A 22393-nucleotide genomic window follows, 5' to 3' on the forward strand; every position below is an offset into this window, starting at 1 on the left:
TCAGTCTCCCTCCCCTTCACCTTCGGCTCCGCTGGAGATTACGGGACGAGCTATCGTCTTGGCGGAGCGACAGTTGGGCAACTCTATATACTATCTCGTCATTGCGAGGAGCGTAGCGACGCGGCAATCCAGAGCAACGCAAGACGCCCTGGATTGCTTCGCTTTGCTCGCAATGACGACGGAAAATGGGCTCGGATGGGGTTACCCCTCGCGTACCAGCGTGCCGACGCCCTGTTCGGTGAAGAATTCCAACAGCATGGCATGCGGCACACGCCCGTCGAGAATGACCGCGGCATCGACGCCATTTTCGACCGCGCGGGTGCAGGTTTCCAGCTTGGGGATCATGCCGCCGCTGATGACGCCCTTATCGGTCAATCGCGCAATGGCTTCCAGATCAAGCTCGGGGATCAGTGTGCCTTCCGCATCCAGCACGCCGGGTACATCGGTGAGCAGAAACAACCGTGCCGCATCCAGAGCAGCGGCAATCGCACCGGCCATGGTGTCGGCATTGATATTATAGGTCTGCCCGTCCTCACCGATGCCGATGGGCGCAATCACTGGGATCATTCCGGCATTGCTCAGCGGTTCCAGGACATCGGGGTCGACGCGCTGTGGCTCGCCAACAAAGCCAAGATCAATAATCCGCTCGATATTGCTCTCCGGGTCGCGCTTGGTGCGGCGCATCTTGCGGGCGCGGACGAAATTGCCGTCCTTGCCGCTAATCCCGATGGCACGGCCTCCGGCATCGCTGATCCAGCTGACCAGCTCTTTGTTGATTGCGCCGGAGAGGACCATTTCGGCAATTTCTGCTGTTGCCTTGTCGGTAACGCGCAGACCATCGACAAAGGTGCTTTCCACCCCGACTCGCGCCAGCATCGCGCCGATTTGCGGGCCACCACCATGGACCACGACCGGGTTGATGCCGACGGCTTTGAGCAGAACCACATTCTCGGCAAAGGCCTTGGCCAGCGCTGGATCGCCCATGGCATGGCCGCCATATTTGACGACAAAGGTCTCGCCGGCATAGCGCTGCAAATAGGGAAGCGCCTCGGTCAGTGTCTCGGCCTTGGCGAGCAGGGCGGGGTCATGTTGAAAATTATGGGTCATGGCGGTCAATCCATCTGCCGAAACGGACAATAAAGACGATCAATACCGGCACCACAACCATGGCCAACACCACCTTGGCGATGGATTGGCCGATCAGCAGGTCCATAATCGGGAATTCACCATAAAAGGAGCCGGTAATAAAGATCACGGTATCCACCAATTGGGACAGCACTCCGGCGATCACGCCGCGCAAGGCAATCCATTGGCCGGTCGCAGCCGTAAGCTTGGAGAAGAGATAGACATTGAGGAACTGGCCGACGCCATAGGCGGCAATGCCGGCTAACCAGATACGCGGCGTTGCCAGCATGATGGTGTTAAACGCATCAAGTCTTGCCGGATCATTCTGCGCCGCCGGAAGCGCCAGCACGAACAGCGCCAGCAATATCGAGAAGACCAATGGTGCAAAGCCGAAGGCGACCAGCCGATTGGCTGCGGCCCGCCCATGCAGTTCTGCCACCGCGCTGGAGAGCATCACCAATATGATAAAGGCGAAAATACCCGCCTCCACTTCCAGCGGCCCAATCGCCACCTGTTTATTGGCGAGAACCCCTGCAATGCACACCATACCGCCATAAAAGACCGAAAAGGCAAAAAGCGAGCGCGGGATGCCGCTTTGCTGTTCTGTCTCCGTCTGACTGTCAGGAGATGTGGTAGGCGCTTCTATGGTTGCATGGTCATTCATGACAGCGCGTTATCGGCTTTTTCGCGCTTGGGGAAGGGGTTAGTCGCTATCGTGCCATGCCGCGCTTTGACCCGTAACCGAGGTAAAAGCTGGTTTTCGCTGCGAATTAACCAGGGCAGGTGCTTCCCACCGCGCCGCTTTGCCGCTAACGCTAAGCCCCGGGCGCATCTGCCAAGGGGATAATCACGCATGACAGGACCATTGCTCTCGCTGGCCGGGATGGCCCTGATTTTGAGCATTGCGCTGCTGCTATCGAGCAATCGCCGCTTTATCCGGTTGCGCGTGGTGGGCGCCGCCTTTGCGCTTCAGGCCAGTATTGCGTTGCTGGTCCTTTATGTCCCCATTGGTAAGAGCATCATCCAAGGGATGGCCGATGGCGTGTCGCAGCTTTTGGGCTATGCATCAGAAGGCACAAAGCTGATTTTCGGTCCACTGGCATCACCAGAATTGGGTGGGACCAGCTTTGCCATTTCAGCCCTGCCAGTCATCATCTTTTTCTCGGCTTTGGTGTCGATCCTCTATTATCTCAAGATCATGCAGTTCGTCATCAAATGGGTGGGCGGCGCGATTGAGAAGGTCACCGGCATTTCCAAGGTCGAATCGCTATGCGCGGCGGCGAATATCTTTGTCGGCCAGTCGGAATCTCCATTGGTCATCCGTCCCTATCTGGCGGCACTCACCCCGGCCCAGCTATTCACGGTGATGAGCGTCGGCATGGCCGGCGTCGCCGGTACAATATTGGCCGCTTATGCCTCGCTAGGCATTCGTATCGATTATCTGCTTGCCGCCGCCTTTATGTCGGCCCCTGGCGGCATCGTGATGGCCAAGATTATCATGCCCGACGATCCCAAAGACCTCGAAGACGCGCCGCCTTTGGCGCTGGATGTCGATTATGAGGAAGAAAAGCCGGTCAATATCATCATGGCCGCCAGCATGGGCGCGCAAACCGGGGTCAAGCTGGCGGTTGCGGTAGGTGCCATGGTTCTGGTGTTTGTCGCGCTGGTGGCGCTCGCCAACGGCATATTGGGAGGCATAGGCGGCTGGTTCGGCTATCCTGATCTCAGCTTTCAGCAGATTGTCGGCTATGTGTTTGCGCCGATCATGTATTTGCTCGGCGTGCCTTGGGATGAAGCGCTGACCGCAGGCGGACTGTTCGGCACCAAAGTGATCGTCAATGAATTTGTCGCTTTTGATATTCTGGGTCGCACCCAGAGCGAGCTATCGGAGCTCACTGTTGCCATTGTCACATTCTCGCTATGCGGTTTTGCTAATCTCCTATCTATTGCGATTCAGATGGCGGTCACTGGCGGACTGGCGCCTACGCAACGCCCCATGATCGCCCGGCTTGGACTCAAGGCGATGGCCGCCGGATCACTCGCGAATCTGATGAGCGCCGCGCTGGCTGGACTGTTTCTGTCCCTGGGTTAGGCGCAGGGGTTACTTACTGGCTTGGAATCGCCCGGTTGAGATCGGCACCATGTGAGACGGCGACGCGCTGCACATTTCGCCATGTAGAGCTGACCTCGTCACGCGCGATTGCGATTTCGCGGTCAACCCGCTCATAAGCCTCGCTATGGCTGTCCAGCGGGTTCTTGCTGCAATCAAGGGCTTCGCAGATGATGCCGCCAATGATCACGCTGCTTGGGTCCTTATTGTCCAGCGCCTTTAGCGCTTCTTCGGCTTTTACTCTGCGCTCCCAGGCGAAGATATGGTCGAGAAAGGCGACCCGAAAATCCGAAGGGGTGTTATTGAGGCTGATGGCGCGCATGCGGTTGACGCGGTTGCGGTCGATCGCGCCGGTCTGGCCAATGCGATCATCCTGCATCAGCACATCTTCAATTGCGGGACCATAGTTAGGGGGCGGTGGTTCAACCGGCGCATAGGGTTGTCGCGGCACTACGGCATATCTTTGCCCCTGATTATTCTGCGGGCCAACCCGGGCAGGGCCATAACCCTGATTGGGGGCATATTGTGCGTTTTGCGGATATTGCTGTTGCTGATTATCATTGTCCGAGCATGCTGAAAGCAAAAGCAGTGCCGCAGCAGAACCAAAAACCAGTTGAGAATCCATAATGCGCCCCACATACATTTTTACAAAGTAATACAGGTGCAAAATGCGCGGATGTCAATGGGCCAGGTGCCGCAAAGGCTGCGCTAACGCCTATCGACGCTCCAGATCGAGCGCACCGGTAATCATGCCCCATATCTGATGGCTGAGCTGCGCCGGCTCTGGCCGCGGTGTCATCCCCATGGCGTGAATGATCGCGCTGTGCATTCCGCCAACAATGGTGGCACCGGCAATGGCAGGGTCGATATGCCTGCCGATATCGCCGCGCTTGATACCTGATGCGACATTGCGTGCCGCCATCTCGACCATCTCTTCATGGCGAGCTGCTTCAATCGCGGCAACTTGGCTGGTGTGCACCATACGACCGAGGATTATTGGCGCCATCGGATCGGTATAGAGAAACTCGACAGCAGCACTCAGCCGATCCCGCTCACGCACTGCCCAGGTGATATCGGGGTCAATATACCGGTTCACCACCGCATTATAGCGATCATAAAAGGCATGGATGATCGCGCCCAGCATGCCCGATTTGGAACCGAAATAATGATAAGCGAGGCCGACCGAAACACCTGCTTCGCTGGCGACCTGACTCATTTCCAGCTCGCCATCGCCCTCGCGCAATAGCCGCTCAGCCGCAGCCAATATCCGCGCCGCCTTGAGCACTTTGCGATCCGGTTTCTCTTTGGTTTTTGTGCTCTCAGCCATCGCTTCACCCTTGGCAAAATTATCAGCCTCTAACACTAATCATTTTTTGAATTGAATTCAATTCAAAAAATGATTATCCCATTTCCAGAATTGATTCGTGGAGAGATGCAATGAATTTCGAACCCAAGATCGCCCCCGCACCCGCCTCAGAAGACCTTAGCCGTTATCTCAATGGGCGCAGCTTTGAGGAATGTTGGCAGCAGTTTCAGGATGAGGGCTATATCATCTTTGAAAATGCCCTTTCGCCGGAAGAAGTGGAAGAACAACGCGCAGCACTGGAACCCTGGATCGGTGCCGATGTTCGCGGGCGCAACACTTTTGAGGGTGAGAAATCGAACCGCGTTTACGCGATGCTCGCTAAAGACCCGGTCTTTGCCGATCTCATTAGCCATCCGCTACAACTGGCTTTTGGTGATCGTGAGCTGGGTGAGACCATGCTGCTTTATGCATGCCTCGCGATCAACCTGCTGCCCGGCGAGACGCCACAGCCTTGGCATTTTGATGACAGCCATTGCCAACTGCCGCGACCACGTCCACCCTTGAGCATGTCGACCTTCTGGTCGATCAGCGACACAACCGAGGAGAATGGCGCGACCGAGATTATCCCCGGCAGCCACAAATGGGGCAATGAACAGCCCGAAGGCGCCAACACTGCTGAGGATTTTGTCACCGGCACCTATGATGAGACCAAAGAAGAGCGCGGCAATAGCGCGCAGGCGATCAAGGCCACTATGCCCGCCGGCTCACTGATGATTGCCAAAGGCACCTTATGGCATCGCGGCGGCGCCAATGTGAGCGATGCGCCGCGCCTGATCGTCACCCCGCAATTCTGCACCGGCTGGTGCCGCCCGCTGGAGCAGCAGTTGCTGGCGGTGCCGAAAGAGATGGTAGCACAATATCCGCAACGCGTGCGCGATCTGCTCGGCTATAGTATCCACAAGCCATTTATGGGCTATGTCGATGGCATGCACCCGGAGAAGGTACTGGAAGCGCAGAAATAGTAGCCATGCGCAGGGTTGTGACCGCAGCCACGCTCTATACCCTGACGGTCTTCGCCATCGGCTTTCTCCTTGGCGTATTGCGGATGCTGGTGCTTGTCCCGGCAATGGGCGAAATGGGTGCAGTGCTGCTAGAACTGCCTGTTATACTGGCAGCGAGCGCGTTTTTCGCGCGGCTCTATGTCAACCGCTATCAATTGCGGCGTGTCACCGAGCGGCTGATCACGGGAGCGCTGGCTTTTGGCCTGTTGATGCTGCTGGAGATCATCCTCACATTTCTCAACGGCGGATCGCTGGCCAGCTGGATGGAAAAGCTGATGACCGCGCATGGCGCAGTCGGGCTGGCCGGGCAGTTGGTTTTCGCATTGTTGCCGACGGTGTTCCGGCCACACGCATAATAGTCTTAATCGCCGAGCAGGGCCTTTAACGCATAAAGCCTGTCCAACGCTTCCCTTGGGCTAAGCGCATCGACATCCACCGCTTCTAGCGCCTCGCGCAAAGCGTCTGTTTCCGGTTCCGGTGCATCGGCCATGGCAGCGAATAGCGGTAAATCACCCAGCCCTGCCGCCAATCCGCCGGTCGCGGCGCGGCCTTCTTCGAGTTTGTCGAGTATCGCTTTTGCGCGGGTCAGGACATTTTGCGGAACACCTGCCAGTTTGGCGACGGACAGGCCATAGCTGCGATCTGCCGGGCCGCTGGCGACTTCGTGCAGCAGCACCAGATCGCCCTGCCATTCGCGGGCGCGGACATGGTGCAGGGTGAGCGCGTCGAGCGTTTCGGCAAGGCGTGTCAACTCATGATAATGGGTGGCGAAGAGACAGCGGCAGCGATTGACTTCATGTACTGCCTCGACCACGGCCCAGGCCAGAGCCAGCCCGTCATAGGTCGAGGTGCCGCGCCCGACTTCATCGAGAATGACAAAGCTGCGCTCGGTGGCGGCGTTGAGGATGGCGGCGGTCTCGACCATCTCGACCATGAAGGTCGATTGGCCGCGTGCCAGATTGTCCGAGGCACCGACGCGGCTGAACAACCTGTCGACAATGCCGATAGTGGCGCTCGCGGCAGGGACGAAGCCACCCGATTGGGCGAGAATAACGATCAGCGCATTTTGCCGCAGAAAGGTCGATTTACCGCCCATATTCGGGCCTGAGACCAGCCAGACACGCTCGCTGTCATCCAGTGCGACGCCATTGGCGACAAAGGCCTCACCCTGCTTTGCCAGCGCTGCCTCGACCACCGGATGCCGCCCGGCGGTGATGGTGAGTTCATAGCCCTCGGTCATTTCCGGCCGCGCCCAGCCATGCTCGGCGGCATAGCGGGCATGGCTCAGCGTCACATCAATCCGTGCCAGCGCGTCGGCGGTTGCAGCGATGGCGCTGGCTGGCTGACTCACCGCGCCAGTGAGTTCTTCAAAATGCGCTTCTTCGGCTAGCAATGCACGACCACCTGCCTCGGTGATCCGCAGCGCCTCATCATGCAGCGCAGGGGCGTTGAATCGCACCGCATTGGCCAGCGTCTGGCGATGGGTAAAGCCGGACTCTGCCGCCATAAGCGGGTCGGCATGGCGCGGCGGCACCTCGATAAAATAGCCGAGAACGCCATTATGCTTGATCTTCAGGCTATCGATACCGGTGTCACCACGATAGCGCGCTTCCAGCGCGGCGATAGCCTGTCGCGCATTGCGGCTGGTGTTGCGCAGATCATCCAGCGCCGCGTCATAGCCTGTGGCGATATAACCACCCTTGCTGCGCTCGGTCGGCGGGCTTTCGATCAGCGCCCTATCGAGAAGATCGGTGAGTGCGCCATGGCCGCTCATATCGGGTAGCAGCCCATCAATCAGCGGCGGCAGATCAGGCGTTTCGCCCAGCCTCTCGCGCAGCAATCGTGCGCCATTAAGGCCATCACGAATCTGACCAAGGTCACGCGGACTGCCGCGCCCGGCGACAATGCGCCCGAGCGCGCGGCCAATATCGGGAATGGCTTTGAGGTCATCGATCAGCGTATCGCGCAGCAGGGCATCCTCATAAAGCCACGCCACGGCATCATGGCGCGCGGTAATCGACGAGATAGCGCAAAGTGGTGCGGCAAGATCGCGCGCAAGCTGTCGTGCCCCGGCGCCGGTCACCGTCCGATCAATCGTGCCGAGCAGGCTGAGCGTGCGGCTTCCCGAAACGCTGGCGGTAATCTCGAGGCTCTGCCGTGTCGCGGCATCCATGGCGAGAAAGGCCTGCGTCTCGCGCCGCTCGGGGGTGGTAAGGAATGCTTCACTGCCGCGCCCGACATGACCAAGATAGCTCAATATGCCGCCCAAAGCTGCCAATTCGGCGCGGCTGAAATTCGGGTCAAGATTGCCGAAGCGTGCGGTCAGTTCGCTACGCGCCGCCTCGCTGTCAAAATCTTCGGCTGGACGCGTTTCCCAACCGCTCTGCGCCTTCGGTCCATGTGGCGAGACCAGAATCTCTCCCGGATCAAGCCGTGCTAATGTCGCATCCAGTGCTGCTGCCTCGACAGTTTCGACCCGAAAAACCCCGCTGGAAATATCGGCGCTGGCAATAGCGATCTCGCCGCGCACCTCGGCGATGGCGGCGAGGATATTGTCGGCACGCGCATCGAGCAGTGTATCTTCGGTCAGCGTCCCTGCGGTCACGAACCGGATAATATCGCGCGCCACCAGCGCCTTGGAACCGCGCGCTTTGGCTTCGGCGGGGGTTTCGGTCTGCTCGGCTATGGCGACCTTGTGCCCGGCCTTGATCAGCCTTGCCAGATAGGCCTCTGCCGCATGCACGGGAACACCGCACATCGCCACTGGCTCGCCCTCATGCTCGCCGCGGCTGGTGAGCGCAATATCGAGCGTCGCGGCTGCCTTCTTGGCATCCTCGAAAAACAGCTCGAAAAAATCGCCCATGCGATAAAAGAGCAGGCAATCCCCCGCCTGTTCCTTGAGCGCGAGATATTGCACCATCATCGGCGTTGGCCCGGACTTACCGGTCTTTTTTGCCTTGGCCTGGGGGGATGCTGCGGACGCCATGGTGACAAGCGATAGCGGCTCGGCTGAAGGGATTAAAGAGCTTGATCAGGCGATACCATAACAGCTGTGGATTGTGGTCCAGTTAGCCAAGGCAGCACTAGCGTATTTTCATTGTCCGAAATGACGATCATGGCTTGCCCTGGCCGTCTGAAACGCTGTAGGGGCGCTCAAAGGAACAACAGATTGTGCGCAAGGAAGTGGAACCATTATGGCAGACCGGGACGGCGTAGATTTTCCAGATCGTGAACCCTTGCATTTTGAGCGCGAGGCACTGCATTTTCACTCCTATGGTCGCCCCGGCAAAATCGAGATTGTCGCCTCCAAGCCGATGGCGACGCAGCGTGATCTGAGCCTTGCCTATTCCCCCGGTGTTGCGGTTCCGGTCAAGGCCATCGCTGCCGATCCTGCAGCGGCATATGATTATACTGCCAAGGGCAATCTGGTTGCGGTAATCTCCAATGGTACCGCTATTCTGGGCCTAGGCAATCTCGGCGCGCTGGCGTCCAAGCCGGTGATGGAAGGCAAGGCTGTTCTGTTCAAACGCTTTGCCGATGTTGATTCGATCGATATCGAGGTGAAGACCGAAGATGTCGACCGCTTTATCGAGGCTGTCGAGCTGCTCGAACCAAGCTTTGGCGGCATCAATCTCGAAGATATTGCCGCGCCCGCCTGTTTCATTATCGAGCAGACGCTGCGTGAGCGGATGAACATTCCGGTTTTCCATGATGACCAGCATGGCACGGCTATCATCACTGCAGCCGGAGTTATCAATGCGTGTCTGCTGACTGATCGCAAAATTGAAGACATCAAAGTAGTGGTCAATGGCGCGGGTGCTGCGGCGATTGCCTGTACCGAGCTGATCAAGGCCATGGGTGTGCCGCATGGCAATGTGATCATGTGTGATCGCTCCGGTGTGATCTATAAAGGCCGTCCCGAGAAGATGGATCAATGGAAATCGGCACATGCTGTCGAGACTGATTGCCGCACGCTCACCGAAGCGCTGAAAGGTGCTGATGTGTTTCTGGGCCTGTCGGCAGCAGGGGCGCTCAAGCCGGAAATGGTCAAAGACATGGCGGACAAGCCGATCATCTTTGCCATGGCCAATCCCGATCCGGAAATCTCCCCGCCGGTGTGCAAAGAGGCACGGCCCGATGCGATTATCGCCACTGGCCGTTCGGACTATCCCAATCAGGTGAATAATGTTCTCGGTTTCCCGTTCATCTTCCGCGGCGCACTGGATGTGCAGGCAACGCGGATTAATGATGAAATGAAAGTCGCCGCCGCTGCTGCGATTGCCGAGCTGGCGCGCCAGCAAGTGCCGGAAGAGGTGGCCGCCGCCTATGGTGGTGAGACCAAGACCTTTGGCGAGGACTATATCATCCCGGCACCTTTTGATCCGCGGTTGATGGAAGTGGTTTCTGCCGCGGTCGCCAAGGCGGCGATGGACAGCGGCGTCGCGCAAAAGCAGATTGAGGATATGGACGCCTATCGCCAGGAGCTTAAGGCACGGCTGAACCCGACAACAGCGGTGTTGACCCAAGTCTATGATAGCGCGCGTGATAATCCCAAGCGCGTCGTTTTTGCCGAAGCCGAGGAAGAGGTTGTCTTGCGCGCGGCTATCCAGTTCCGCGAAGGTGGTTATGGCATTCCGGTTCTGGTCGGGCGTGACAAGAAGGTGAAGCAGGGCCTGAAGGATATGGGGGTTGAAAACCCCGACGATTTTGAAATCTATAACAGCGCCAATTCGCCGCTCGTCCCGCGAATGGTGGACATGCTGTATGAGCGGCTGCAACGGCGCGGTTATCTGCGCCGTGATATTCAGCGCATGGTCAATCAGGATCGTAACATCTTCAGCGCCACGCTGCTGCAATTGGGCGAGGCCGATGCGATGATCACCGGTGTAACGCGCACCTTTGCCCAATCGATCCGCGAGGTCCGGCGGGTGCTTGACCCGCGCGAGGAGCAACTGCCCTTTGGTATTCACGTGATGGTTGGACAGAGCCACACCACCTTCCTCGCCGACACCACCATCAATGAGCGCCCAAGCTCCGAGGCGCTGGCGACGATTGCCGAGCAGACCGCTGCGGTCGCACGCCGTTTGGGCCATACCCCGCGTGTCGCGTTTTTGAGCTATTCCACCTTTGGCAATCCTCCGGGCAAATGGCTGGAGAATATTCGGGGTGCGGTGACACTTCTCGATCAACGCCCGCCGCGTTTTGAATATGAAGGCGAGATGGCCCCCGATGTAGCGCTTAACCCGGCGCTGATGGCGAACTACCCGTTCTGCCGTTTGTCCGGTCCGGCCAATGTGCTGATCATGCCGGGCCTGCAATCGGCCAATCTCTCGGCAAAGCTGCTCCGTGAGCTGGGCGGCGATTCAGTCATCGGTCCTATGCTGTTGGGTCTGGAGAAGCCGGTGCAGATTGCGACTATGTCATCGACTGCGTCCGAATTGGTGACGCTGGCAGTGCTGGCTTCGGCGGGTGTTGTTAGCTAGCCAAATATTGAGCAAACATACCCTTTTTGTCGGCCCCGCGTAGGCGGGGCCAGGGCTTGTTATATCACGCGGAGACGCGAAGGCGCGGAGAGTGCGATATCACTTCTCCGCGCCTTCGCGTCTCCGCGTGAGAAATTCTGCCATTCAGAAGAGCCCTATCCCCGCCTGCGCGGGGATGACGAAGGATGCAAGCATAGCGTTTATACCGCCGCCTTAGCCTTTACCGGCTGCAATGCGTTGCCAATCGCATCCAGCAAATCCTGCGGTGAGAAAGGCTTGGTAATCAGCGCCTCATGCGGGCTGTCGCTGGGCATCTCGCCGCCGGCATAGCCGGTCATCAATATGATCGGCACATCGCCATAATAGTCATGCACCCAGCTGGCGAGGCCATGGCCGTCGAGATTGGGCATCATGATATCGCTGAGCAGCAAGTCAGGTTTGCGGGCTTGGCTTTGCAGATGTTCCACCGCCGCCTGACCATCGACAAGGCTGATGACATCATAGCCCTCTTCCTCAAGCAGTTCAGCGACATGCGCCCGAACCGCCTCATTATCCTCAACCAGCAGGATATGGTGTGATTGCTGCTGTGAGACCGCTGGTGCATTGTCATTGGTGCTGTCACTTTGCCGCTCGACGGACTGAGCCTCACCTTCATCCACAGGCAACCACAGGGAAATGGTGGTGCCGCTGCCTATTTCCGTTTTCAGCGTCACAAACCCACCCGATTGCGCAATAAAACCATGCACCTGACTCAACCCCAGCCCGGTGCCTTTCCCTGAAGGCTTGGTGGTAAAAAATGGCTCGAAAATGCGTTCGGCAATATCGGGTTCTATCCCCGAGCCGTTGTCCGAAACGCACAGCCGCAGCCAATGGCCTGCGCTGGCATTGGCCGAAACCGTCTCAGCGTCTTCTTGAGAAAGATGATATTCATTGGCGTGCAGCGCAATCTCGCCAGTCTGCTGGTCATTTTCCACCATCGCATCGCGGGCATTGACGATCAGATTGAGGATCGCGTTTTCCAATTGACCAGGGTCGATACAGATAGAGGGCAGAGTTTCGGCGATTTGCAGCGTCAGCTTGATCCCGCCATGCAGTGCTTGCCGCGCCAAAGGCATTAACCCATCGAGCAACTCGCCCGCATTGATCTGCACCGGGCTTAGTGATTGTCGGCGGGCAAAGGCGAGCAAACGCTGAGTCAGATTGGCAGCGCGGTTGGCTCCACCCCGCGCATTGGTGATCGCGGCGAGAGCACGCTGGGTCTCATCCTTGCCAAGCCGCCGTTCGGCAATATCGAGATTGCCCAAGACGATAGTCAGCAAATTGTTGAAATCATGCGCGATGCCGCCGGTTAGCTGGCCGACCGACTCCATTCGCTGGACATGCACCAGCTGCGCTTCGGCCTCGCGGGCGCGGGTGATGTCGCGGGCGATGCCGAAAATCATGTCATCCTCGCGCGCCAGATTCCAGCTAGCATAGACGGTCTCGCCATTCTGGTTGACCATCTCATGCTCGACCTGGATATCCTTCTGGCCATTGACCATCGGCGGAGGGATGCGCTCTTCGCTGGGGGCGAGAAAATCGACAAAATTGGCACCGCCATTATCGCCTATTGGTCCGAACGTCGCCTCCCAAGCGGGATTGCCCGCGATGATCTGGCCATCGGGCCGCGATATCAGCATCATATCAAGCGAATTGTCCCAAAGCCGGTCGCGCTGGTCGGTCGCCATGCGCGCCGCCACCGCTTGCTGGCTGAGCGAACGACGCAGTTCCAGCAATGCCGCCGCCTGCCGCGCCAGTGCGGCCAGTTCTTCCGTGCCGCTAAAATCGGGATGCGGCTTGGTATCGGAAAGGCAGATAGTGCCAACAGCATAGCCATCGGGTGTAATGATGGGAGCGCCGGCATAGAAGCGGATATAGGGCGGGCCAGTGACCAAAGGGCTATCGCGAAAACGCGGGTCCTGATGCGCGTCGAGCACCACCATGACATCCTTTTTGCGGATCGCATGGTCGCAAAACGCGATATCGCGCGGTGTCTCCTGCACCTCCAGTCCTTGCGCCGTCTTGAACCATTGCCGGTCGCTGTCAATCAGCGAGATATAGGCGATAGGCACATCGACTATCAGCCGGGCCAGATCAATCAGATCATCAAACATCCGTTCAGGTGGACTGCCGAGAATATTATAGCTTTGCAACGCAGCCAGCCGCTTTGGCTCATCGTCTTGCAATGCATCGGGAGTAAGAAAGCTGAGGTCCGGGGAGAGAGCCATTAAGCTACAATAGAGGATGCCAGCCATTATAGGCAAGCGGCATAGAAACAGGCTCTAAAGATGAGGTAATAGAAACTAACGCCGCTGGTAACGGAAATACCACACCTCATGCCCCTTGCGCCGCGCCTTGGCTTCATAGCGGGTTTCCGGCCAGCCGCCGGGGCGCTTTATAAAGTCGCTGGGGCTGTCGCAAAGCCACTGAAAATCCCGACGCTGGCGCATCACCATCATCGCATGGCGCAGATAAACCGGATGGTCAGTGCCAAAGCGGAACTCACCGCCCGGTTGGAGCTTGGCCGCAATCAGGTCGAGCGGGCCATGGTTCATCATCCGCCTTTTGGCATGGCGCGCCTTGGGCCATGGGTCGGGATGGAGCAGATAGACAAAGCGCAAGGCTCCATCGGGTATCCGCTCAAGCGCATCAAGCGCATTGCCCATATGCAAACGCACATTGGTCAGGCGGTCATTGCGGATATGCTGTAACGCGCCCACCACGCCATTGACGAAAGGCTCGGCGCCAATAAAGCCATGATCGGGCAGCAAGTCGGCGCGATAGGCGAGATGCTCGCCTGCGCCAAAACCGATCTCGAAATGCAGAGGCCGGTCATCACCGAACAGTGCCTTGCCGCTGACCGGCCCTTCTTCGGGCAGCGACAGCACCGGCAGCAGCTCATCGACAAGCTGCTGCTGCCCCGGGCGCAGCTTATGCCCCTGGGTGCGGCCATAAAGCCGCCTTATGGTGCTGGGGTCACGGTGCGGGTCGGCGCTGAGACCATCATCTTTATTCTGGCTGTTCTCGCTCATATCCGGCGCGTTAGCCGCAACCGGGGCTTTGGTTCAAGCCATGGCTGCTTTGAGCTGGTCCACTAGATCGGTCTTTTCCCAGGGGAAATGCTGGCCATCCGGGGTGCGGCCAAAATGGCCATAGGCGGCAGAAGGCTTGTAGATCGGCGCATTGAGGCCGAGATGCTCGCGGATGCCGCGCGGCGTCAGGCGCACCAGCTTGGGCAGCACTGCCTCCAGTTTGGCCTCATCCACGCCATTTGCGGCGGTGCCGTGAAGATCAACATAGACCGAAAGCGGCTCGGCGATGCCGATGGCATAGGAAAGCTGAATGGTGCAGCGTTTGGCGAGACCGGCAGCGACAACATTCTTCGCCAGATAGCGGGTGATATAAGCGGCTGAGCGGTCGACCTTGGTCGGGTCTTTGCCACTGAAAGCACCGCCGCCATGGGGCGAGGCGCCACCATAGGTATCGACGATAATCTTGCGCCCGGTTACACCAGCATCCCCATCAGGGCCGCCAATCTCGAAGCGGCCGGTCGGGTTCACATGGATGGTGGTGGCATCGGTTACAAAACCATCGGGCATGACTTCACGCGCTACAGTCAGCACATGGTCCCGCAGCTCGGCATATTTTGTCTCGTCGCCTTCGCCCTTGTAGTAATAATAGTCCGGCGCGTGCTGGGTTGACACCACCAATGCGGTGCATTCGACCGGCTTGCCGTCGACATAGCGCAGCGTGACCTGGCTCTTGCTGTCGGGCTCAAGAAACGGTGCCACGCCCGATTTGCGGTCAGCAGCCAACCGCTCGAGAATCTTGTGGCTATAGTCAAGTGTCGCCGGCATCAGGTCGGGGGTTTCATCGGTGGCATAGCCGAACATGATACCCTGATCGCCTGCACCTTCATCCTTGTCTTCGCCCGCATCAACGCCTTGGGCGATCTCGGCGGACTGGCCGTGCAAATGGTTCTCAAAGGTCAGCGTTTCCCAATGGAAACCATCCTGCTCATAGCCGATTTCCTTGACCGTCTGGCGCACCGCATCTTCAATTTCCTGCTGTACGCCATCTTCCCATTCGCCCTGGTTGTTCATAATGCCATTGCCGCGAATTTCACCTGCCAGCACCACGCGCTGGGTGGTGGTCAGCGTTTCACAGGCGACACGCGCCTCCGGGTCTTTGGAGAGAAACAGATCGACAATGGCGTCGGAAATTTGATCGGCAACCTTGTCGGGATGGCCTTCAGAGACGGATTCGGAGGTGAAGAGATAGCTGTTGCGCATGAAGTTATGTGCCTTTCAACGCCCGTAAAGTGGGCCGGAAAACATATAAAGAAATTGTTATATGCGCGCTTTAGCGCCGGGATCGGCGCAAGGCAACAGCGATCAGCAGCAGAATGAGAGACAGGGCAATCGGTGCGATATAGCCCATGCGGCTGAACAGTGTTGGCTCTCCCGGAGGCGGCAAATCGGCATCAATCCGGCCTTCCTCATGCCAGGGGATGCTCTCCAACACTATGCCAAAGCGGTCAATCACGGTGGAGATGCCCGTGGGCGTGGCGCGGATCACCGGCAGGTTTTCCTCAATCGCGCGCAGCCGTGCCTGCTCCACCTGTTGCGGCGGACCAAGCTGGCCGAACCAGTCATCAGTGCTGGGGTTGAACATAAAGTCGGGCCGGTCATTGCGGTCTATCGTCTCGCCAGAGAAGATAATCTCATAACAGACCTGAATGCCCACTTTGCCAAGGCTGCCCAGATCAAGGCTGCGCGGTCCCGGGCCAGGGGTGAAGGGCACTTTTCCCTCGGTCAGCTTGTCGAGGCCGAGCGGCCCCAATATCTCTTCAAATGGCAGATATTCACCATAGGGGACGAGGTGGAACTTGTCATAGCGGCCGATCAACGCGCCATCGCCGCCAATCGCGAATACGCTGTTGCGCGTCGAGACAAGCCTCGGGCGATCATCAAATTCAAATTTGGCGCCGCCGGTGATCAGCATATCGCCGGGCCGTAGCGGGCTGGTGTAGAGTTTGCGCCAAGCCCGCGCTTCATTGGGCGCTGCGAAATAGCTGGGATAGCCATCTTCCAGGGGATCGCTGTTGATCACACCCTCGCTCCAGAACAGGATACGCGGACGCAGATCATCGGGGGTCAGGTCGCGCGACAGCCGCAGCAGCGATTCGCGATTTTGCTGGATAACCACTGGATCGTACCAATCCCGATCCTGCCCCATATTGTTCTGCACGATGGTGAGACGGGTCGCTGATCTTTCGAGGGTGAGGCCGTTTGTCGATAGCAAGACATAGGATGCGCTCCATAGCAGAATGAGCGGCAAACTGAGCAGCAGACCCGGTTTCCAATTCCGGCTTAACAGCAGCCAAAACCCACCAGCGGTCAGGATGAGCAGCGCTGATAGTCCATAGCTGCCCACCCAGCGCGCCGGATAGGCAAAGTCCACCAGTGCGATACCCAGTGGGTTCCACGCAAAACCAGTGAACAGCGTGGCGCGGAGCATCTCTGAGATGGCCCAGCATGCTGCCAAAGCGGGTATCAGAGCCAGCGGCTTCTCTCCTGCAAGCCATTTCGCGCTGTAAATGGCGAGCAAGGGATAGCAGGCCAGGAACAGGCACAGCAAAGCCAGCGCAGGCCAGCCAAACCAGACCGGCATCGCATCCTGAAAATAGAATGGCTGCGGGATCCACAGCAGCATGATGAAGAAATGGCCAAAGCCAAAGCCAAAGCCGATGCGCAGCAGCTTTTTATGGCCTTGATGCGAGATGAGAATCTGGAACAGGCCGATCACGGCAAGCGGGGTTAATGGCCATAAAGAGAAGGGCGCAAAGCCAAGCGCGGCCAGGCCACCGAGAATAAGTGCCAGTAAAGCGGGGAAACGGTCAATCAACCGGGTCAGGAAATTCATGGCCCGGATATGCCGTCAAAGTCGGGCGCTGGCAATTGCTCTGTGATGCGCCGCCTTTTCCATCCTCGTCCATTTCAGATGACATTCAGCTTTGGGGCAGATAGTGCACGCTCATGTCATTATCTGCATTGTCTTCAATCATCCTGCCCATCACCATGTTGGTGCAACCTGCTGCTGCGTCAGAAGAGCCATCTGCGACAACAGAAATCGCGCCGCTTACGCTCGAGCAGAAAACCGATGTGCGCTGCGCCGCCGCTTTTGCGACTATCGCGGTGCAACAGCAGCGCGGGGTTCCCTCATCGGCTTCCTATCCGTCAATGGAGCCGCGCGGTCGCGAATTCTTTGTCGATGTTGGCGCACGGCTGATTGAGGAAACCGGGCGCAGTCGGGAACAGGTGCAGGCGCTGTTCACCGCTGAAGCCGAGGTGTTTCAAAAGGCAGCGCGCGACAAGGACGATCCCAATAGTGCAGTTGATGCGATAATGACGCCGTGCCTGTTCCGGCTGGATGCCGAGGTACCGCGTCCGCCACCGCCCAGCTTGCCACAATGTGCCGCGATTATGGCGCTCGCCTATGAAGAGGTTTTTGCCGAAGAAGGCCTATCGCCGCGCGCCCGGGATTTAAAAACACTGGCTACGGTGCTGGACAATCGCGCCCGGACCAAATTACGCGCTGAGGGCAATTCTGGCACAGAGGCCGATGTGATTTTGGGAACACTCAAGGCGAAACTGGCCGAGGAGGCGTCGGCGCTCGAAGCGCAAGGCAAGAGCCCCAATTACGACTATGAAGCCTGTTATGAACTGGCCGAACCATAAGGCAGCGCGATGAGCTTACGTCCCTTTCACCTTGCTTTTCCCGTCCATAATCTTGCTGCCGCGCGGCAATTTTATGGCGATGTGCTGGGCTGCGCCGAAGGTCGGTCATCGGACAGCTGGATTGATTTCAACCTGTTCGGCCATCAGATTGTCGCGCATCTCGATCCTGATATGCAGCCAGCCGCTGCCCCTACAAATGCCGTCGATGGCGATGCGGTGCCGATTTTCCATTTCGGTGTCATCCTGCAACGCGCCGATTGGGATGTGCTGGTGGAACGGCTGAATGACCTGGATATTGCTTATCTGATCAAACCCAGAGTCCGTTTTGCCGGAGAGGCCGGGGAACAAGGCACATTCTTTATCACTGACCCCAGCGGTAACGGGCTGGAGTTCAAATGCTTTGCCGATGATGCGCAGATTTTTGCGACGGATTAATGCGCGTCACAGAATATAACGCAAAGCCACAAAGCCGCCGACGAACAATACTCCAACCACTGTTGTGGCGAGAGCGAAATTATTGTCGATCCACTCCTTCATCGGCGGGCCGAAGCGTTTGAGCAATATCGCGACGATAAAGAAGCGTGCCGAGCGGGCGATAATCGATGCGCCGATCAGAACGTAGAGTGGCATGGACGTCGCCCCGGCGGCGATGGTGATGACCTTGAAAGGCAGCGGCGTGAAGCCCGCCAGCAACACAATGATCCAGCCCTGCTCGTTAAAATCGGCGGAGAAATCGGCGAATTTTTCATTGAGACCATAAAAGCTGAGGATCGGCTGGCCCACCGCTTCAAACAGGAAGAAGCCAATTGCGTAGCCCAGCAGCGCGCCAATGACTGAGGCAATGGCGCAGATAAACGCATAGTACAGCGCGCGATCTGGCCTCGCGAGACACATCGGTGCGAGCATGACGTCGGGCGGAATCGGGAAGAAGCTCGATTCAACAAAGCTGACCCCGGCCAGCCAGCGCGGCGCCTGTTCATGCGCTGCCTTGTCCAGCGTCCAGTTATAGAGATTTTTGAGCACGGTGAGAGACTTCCAATTTTTCTGACACCTGATCAGATGGTTAAGGTGTGCCCAGTGTCTTTTAGTGCACACAAAGCCACTAAGACACAAAGCCTTGATAGTTATTTGCTACTCTTTTTATGCCTTCACGGAAGGTTGGGGCGCCAAAGTTGATGAGTAGGCCAAGTTTCATATTAAGCAAACGAATATAGGTCAGCGTTTGCTTGGAGTGCACCGGTAGAAGCTGTTCGACCGACTTGAGTTCAATAAGCAGTAGATCGTTGATTATCAGATCAGCACGAAAGCCATTATCTGCCTCTACGCCATCAAAAATGACCTTGACCGGCTTTTGCCGGTCAATTTTATGGCCGATCCGGCTCAGCTTATCCGCCAAGATGCTTTCATATACGGATTCGAGTAGACCCGGACCCAATCTTTTGTGAATATCGAAAGCACAATCGAGAACTTGCGTGACCAGTTCTTCAAGCTGTTCATCGCGCTGACGCATCATTTTTATCTCTTTGTGCCTTCGTGGCTTAGTGTGAACTAATCTGTTCTGCGCAAAGCTCCCCGACATCAATGCCCACCCGGTGCACCGCTGATTTCTTCTGAGAGTTCCGCTGGTGTTTCCCGGCCATGATCGGTCCCTGCGGTGCGGTTGCCCTTGGCCAAGGCAAAGACAACACCGGAAAGCGCCAACAAGCCGATCAGGTTCGGGAAGGTCATCGCCGCATTGGAGATATCGCCGAGACGCCAGACCAGATCGAGGTCCTGATAAGAGGCGATATAGATCACCAGACACCAGAGCACGCGCCAGATCATATGCAGTATCTTCTCACCCGCGGCACTAGACCCGGGGATCAGATCGTAAATATAGGTGATCGCCCGCTCGCCATAATAGCTCCAGGTGAGCAAAGTGGTGAACACAAACAGGATCAGCGCCAGCGAGGCAATGAAGGTACCGATCGGGATACTTCCAACAGTGAAGGGAAAGGCTTGGGCAAAGGCGCCCGAGGTCATCAGAAAGCCCTCCAGATCGGATTGCCAGGCATGATCGACAGCAATGGTTGCACCGCTGGCGTCGATATGGGTGAAATCGCCCTTGACGGTCAGGATCACCAAAGCGGTCATGGTGCAGATGATGATGGTGTCGATAAAGGTGCCCATCATCGCAAAGCGGCCTTGCATTGCCGGGTCATTGGTCTGTGCCACAGCATGGGCAATCGGGGTGGAACCTTGCCCTGCCTCGTTGGAGAACAGGCCGCGTGCAACACCCCAGCGGATTGCCATAATCATTGCCGCTCCAGCAAAACCGCCGGTTGCGGCCTGAGGGTTGAAAGCGCCATCAATGATCCAGCCAAAGGCTTGCGGGATGCTGCCGATATTGAGGACCAATGCTGTCAGCGCCATCACGATATACAACACGGCCATGCTGGGGATGATCTTTTCCGCAACCGAGCCAATCGACTTGATGCCCCCAATAATGACAATGAAAACCGCCACTGCGACAATCAGGCCGCCTATCCATTCTTCGAGGCCGGTCAGCTCCTTGATCGAGTCCGCCACTGAGTTGGCTTGAATGCCATTGCCGGTCACCAGCGCAGAAAACAAAGTGCCGAGACAGAAGAAAACGGCCAGCCAGGTCCATTTGGGGCCGAGACCTATGGTGATGTAACTCATCGGCCCGCCGCGATAGACGCCTTCCTCGGTTTTTTGACGGAAACGGATGGAAAGCGAGCCCTCGGCAAAGGCCAGTGCCATTCCCACAAAGGCGGTCACCCACATCCAGAAAATCGCACCCGGACCGCCCAGGGCAATGGCAGTGGCGACGCCAGCGAGGTTGCCGGTACCGACTTGCCCGGAAAGTGCGGTAGACAGCGCGGCGAAAGGTGAGATTTCCCCCGCTCCACCAGAGCTTTTGCGAAAGAGGCCGGCAAAGGAGGAAACCAATCCCCGGATCGGGAAGAATTTCAACCCGATCATAAAGTAGAGGCCGCCGCCCAACAGCATCAATGCCATGGGAGGGAAGGGGATGACTTCAGCGCCGTTCCAAGTGCCGACCCAGATGAAATCCGATATATTGGTGACTGGCTCAATCAGTCGTTCGGCAAAACTCAATTCCACATTGTTACTGGCACTCACCGTGAAGCTCTCCCCCTTGAAGCTTTTCCAACGCGATGACACTCCCCGTCACCGGCGCAAAATTTGCGAAAGGCCTAACAGCACCTGCGCGATTGGCAAGTCATTTGCCGTTTCGTGCGACATCCCGGCTTGTGTCATGCGCTGCTTCATGACAGGTAATCGAAGAAACAAAAGGATGAGGATAATACCATGAGTCAGAGCATCGCCATTCATGTCGACAAGGCCGATATCAGCAAAGCCGCCATCAGCGAAGCGTCCGCGCCGGAGGCTGGTGAAGGCCAGATTCTCTGCGCGATTGAGAGCTTTGCCATTACCGCCAATAACATCACCTATGCCGCTATGGGCGAGACGATGCATTATTGGCGTTTCTTCCCCTCGGGCGATGACAGCAAGGGCATTGTCCCGGTCTGGGGCCATGCCAAGGTGATTGCCTCGCACCATCCCGATATCGCTGAGGGCGAGCGGCTTTATGGCTATTGGCCGATGGGCAGCCATGTGGTGCTGACCCCATCCGATGTCTCCAAAGGCGGGTTTCTGGATGCCGCCGAGCATCGTCAGGGGCTGGCCGAAGTCTATAATCGCTATCGGCGGCTCAATGCAGACCCGTCGCATAACCCCGATTTCGAAGGTGGCCGCGCCGTGTTTGAGCCGCTGTTTATGACCAGCTTCCTGATCGAGGACCAGTTTCGCCGCAATGGCTTTTATGAAGCGGGCACGGCGATTTTGACCAGCGCATCCTCCAAAACCGCATTGGCATTGGCGCATGTGCTGAAGGACACCAGCCCCACTATTCGCTGCATTGGCCTGACCTCGCCGGGCAATGTCGCCTTTGTTGAGGAGACCGGACTTTATGACGAGGTGGTTGCCTATGATGCGATTGAATCGCTGGATGCTGGCAATGCCGTCGTCACGGTCGATTTTGCCGGCAATGGCGCGGTGCTGAAACGCTTGCATAGCCATTGGGCGGATAATTTGCGCTATTCCATGTTGGTCGGCGCGACCCATGTTGACGCGCGTGGCGGTGCCAAGGATCTGGTCGGGCCAGAGCCGGTGTTGTTCTTCGCGCCCACCGCGGCGCAGGCGGTGATTGACGAGCTGGGGCCCGCCGGTTTTGCCCGCACGCTCGGGGCAAGCTGGGTCAGCTTTGCCAAGATGGCGAGCAGCCTGGTGACCATCGAAACGCATCAGGGAGCAGAGGCGATGCGCGATGCCTATATCGCGATGGTCGGCGGTACGGTGAAGCCCGATATCGGAATTATCGCCCAGCCCTGAATCCCGGCGTTGGCGCTGGCTTATATATGCTCTAAAGATGGCGCGGGTCGCGGTGATTCCTGCATAGGCGAACAGGCCGTGCGGGGCAGATGCGCTTGGCGCAGATGGAGAGC

The 22393-nt window shown here is 57.7% G+C and carries 19 protein-coding genes; 7 read left to right on the top strand and 12 right to left on the bottom strand.

Annotated features, from left to right (window positions below; all coding sequences use genetic code 11):
* Positions 1 to 201 precede the first annotated feature (201 nt).
* Positions 202 to 1107, bottom strand: a complete 906-nt coding sequence (argB, locus tag RB602_RS02760) for an acetylglutamate kinase (protein ID WP_317082744.1) — start codon at positions 1105 to 1107, stop codon at positions 202 to 204.
* Entirely contained in the window at positions 1097 to 1789 is a 693-nt protein-coding gene (locus tag RB602_RS02765) for a queuosine precursor transporter (protein ID WP_317082746.1), read from the bottom strand. The genes argB and RB602_RS02765 overlap by 11 nt, the downstream gene beginning before the upstream one ends.
* Positions 1790 to 1978: 189 nt before the next feature.
* Between RB602_RS02765 and RB602_RS02770 the strand changes: the two genes are divergently transcribed.
* The gene (locus RB602_RS02770) at positions 1979 to 3217 is read left to right on the top strand and encodes a NupC/NupG family nucleoside CNT transporter (RefSeq protein ID WP_317082748.1); all 1239 of its coding nucleotides are present in this window, start codon (positions 1979 to 1981) and stop codon (positions 3215 to 3217) included.
* A gap of 13 nt (positions 3218 to 3230) precedes the next feature.
* Here the strand turns inward: RB602_RS02770 and RB602_RS02775 are convergent, their stop codons facing one another.
* Positions 3231 to 3860: a hypothetical protein gene (locus RB602_RS02775; RefSeq protein WP_317082749.1), complete on the bottom strand. Its 630-nt coding sequence runs from the start codon at positions 3858 to 3860 to the stop codon at positions 3231 to 3233.
* 90 nt (positions 3861 to 3950) lie between these two features.
* On the bottom strand, positions 3951 to 4562 hold the full coding sequence (locus RB602_RS02780) for a TetR/AcrR family transcriptional regulator (protein ID WP_317082751.1): 612 nt from the start codon (positions 4560 to 4562) through the stop codon (positions 3951 to 3953).
* 110 nt (positions 4563 to 4672) lie between these two features.
* On the opposite strand from RB602_RS02780, the gene RB602_RS02785 reads away from it, so the two are divergent.
* Together RB602_RS02785 and RB602_RS02790 are read left to right on the top strand one after the other, a co-directional pair.
* Positions 4673 to 5563, top strand: a complete 891-nt coding sequence (locus tag RB602_RS02785) for a phytanoyl-CoA dioxygenase family protein (protein ID WP_317082752.1) — start codon at positions 4673 to 4675, stop codon at positions 5561 to 5563.
* Positions 5564 to 5580: 17 nt separating this feature from the next.
* Positions 5581 to 5958, top strand: coding sequence for a hypothetical protein (locus tag RB602_RS02790; RefSeq protein ID WP_317082754.1), 378 nt, complete (start codon positions 5581 to 5583; stop codon positions 5956 to 5958).
* A 5-nt stretch (positions 5959 to 5963) separates the two neighbouring features.
* Here RB602_RS02790 and mutS read toward each other — a convergent pair whose 3' ends face one another.
* Complete coding sequence (gene mutS / locus RB602_RS02795) at positions 5964 to 8588, bottom strand: DNA mismatch repair protein MutS (RefSeq protein WP_317082755.1); 2625 nt, start codon at positions 8586 to 8588, stop codon at positions 5964 to 5966.
* Between the two features lie 208 nt (positions 8589 to 8796).
* Between mutS and RB602_RS02800 the strand changes: the two genes are divergently transcribed.
* Positions 8797 to 11085, top strand: a complete 2289-nt coding sequence (locus RB602_RS02800; protein WP_317082756.1) for an NADP-dependent malic enzyme — start codon at positions 8797 to 8799, stop codon at positions 11083 to 11085.
* 200 nt (positions 11086 to 11285) lie between these two features.
* On the opposite strand, the gene RB602_RS02805 is transcribed toward RB602_RS02800, so the two are convergent.
* From RB602_RS02805 to lnt, 4 genes are all read right to left on the bottom strand, one after another.
* Complete coding sequence (locus RB602_RS02805) at positions 11286 to 13352, bottom strand: GAF domain-containing hybrid sensor histidine kinase/response regulator (protein WP_317082758.1); 2067 nt, start codon at positions 13350 to 13352, stop codon at positions 11286 to 11288.
* Between the two features lie 75 nt (positions 13353 to 13427).
* Positions 13428 to 14156, bottom strand: coding sequence for a tRNA (guanine(46)-N(7))-methyltransferase TrmB (gene trmB, locus RB602_RS02810; protein ID WP_317082760.1), 729 nt, complete (start codon positions 14154 to 14156; stop codon positions 13428 to 13430).
* 33 nt (positions 14157 to 14189) lie between these two features.
* Positions 14190 to 15416: a methionine adenosyltransferase gene (gene metK, locus RB602_RS02815; RefSeq protein WP_317082761.1), complete on the bottom strand. Its 1227-nt coding sequence runs from the start codon at positions 15414 to 15416 to the stop codon at positions 14190 to 14192.
* Between the two features lie 70 nt (positions 15417 to 15486).
* A complete protein-coding gene (gene lnt / locus RB602_RS02820) occupies positions 15487 to 17049 on the bottom strand; it encodes an apolipoprotein N-acyltransferase (protein WP_317082763.1) in 1563 nt (520 codons plus the stop codon).
* A 113-nt stretch (positions 17050 to 17162) separates the two neighbouring features.
* Between lnt and RB602_RS02825 the strand changes: the two genes are divergently transcribed.
* Positions 17163 to 17864, top strand: a complete 702-nt coding sequence (locus RB602_RS02825; RefSeq protein ID WP_317082765.1) for a hypothetical protein — start codon at positions 17163 to 17165, stop codon at positions 17862 to 17864.
* A gap of 9 nt (positions 17865 to 17873) precedes the next feature.
* Entirely contained in the window at positions 17874 to 18299 is a 426-nt protein-coding gene (locus RB602_RS02830; RefSeq protein ID WP_317082767.1) for a VOC family protein, read from the top strand.
* Between the two features lie 6 nt (positions 18300 to 18305).
* On the opposite strand, the gene RB602_RS02835 is transcribed toward RB602_RS02830, so the two are convergent.
* From RB602_RS02835 to RB602_RS02845, 3 genes are all read right to left on the bottom strand, one after another.
* Entirely contained in the window at positions 18306 to 18887 is a 582-nt protein-coding gene (locus RB602_RS02835; protein ID WP_317082769.1) for a YqaA family protein, read from the bottom strand.
* A 79-nt stretch (positions 18888 to 18966) separates the two neighbouring features.
* The gene (locus RB602_RS02840) at positions 18967 to 19377 is read right to left on the bottom strand and encodes a GxxExxY protein (RefSeq protein WP_317082771.1); all 411 of its coding nucleotides are present in this window, start codon (positions 19375 to 19377) and stop codon (positions 18967 to 18969) included.
* Between the two features lie 65 nt (positions 19378 to 19442).
* Positions 19443 to 21008: an alanine/glycine:cation symporter family protein gene (locus RB602_RS02845; RefSeq protein WP_317082773.1), complete on the bottom strand. Its 1566-nt coding sequence runs from the start codon at positions 21006 to 21008 to the stop codon at positions 19443 to 19445.
* Positions 21009 to 21197: 189 nt separating this feature from the next.
* Between RB602_RS02845 and RB602_RS02850 the strand changes: the two genes are divergently transcribed.
* Positions 21198 to 22280 carry a DUF2855 family protein gene (locus RB602_RS02850; RefSeq protein ID WP_317082775.1) on the top strand — a complete coding sequence of 361 codons (1083 nt, stop codon included), beginning with the start codon at positions 21198 to 21200 and terminating at the stop codon, positions 22278 to 22280.
* The last annotated feature ends 113 nt before the right edge of the window (positions 22281 to 22393 follow it).

This window comes from Parasphingorhabdus sp. SCSIO 66989 (genome assembly GCF_032852305.1).
Classification (GTDB): domain Bacteria; phylum Pseudomonadota; class Alphaproteobacteria; order Sphingomonadales; family Sphingomonadaceae; genus Alterisphingorhabdus; species Alterisphingorhabdus coralli.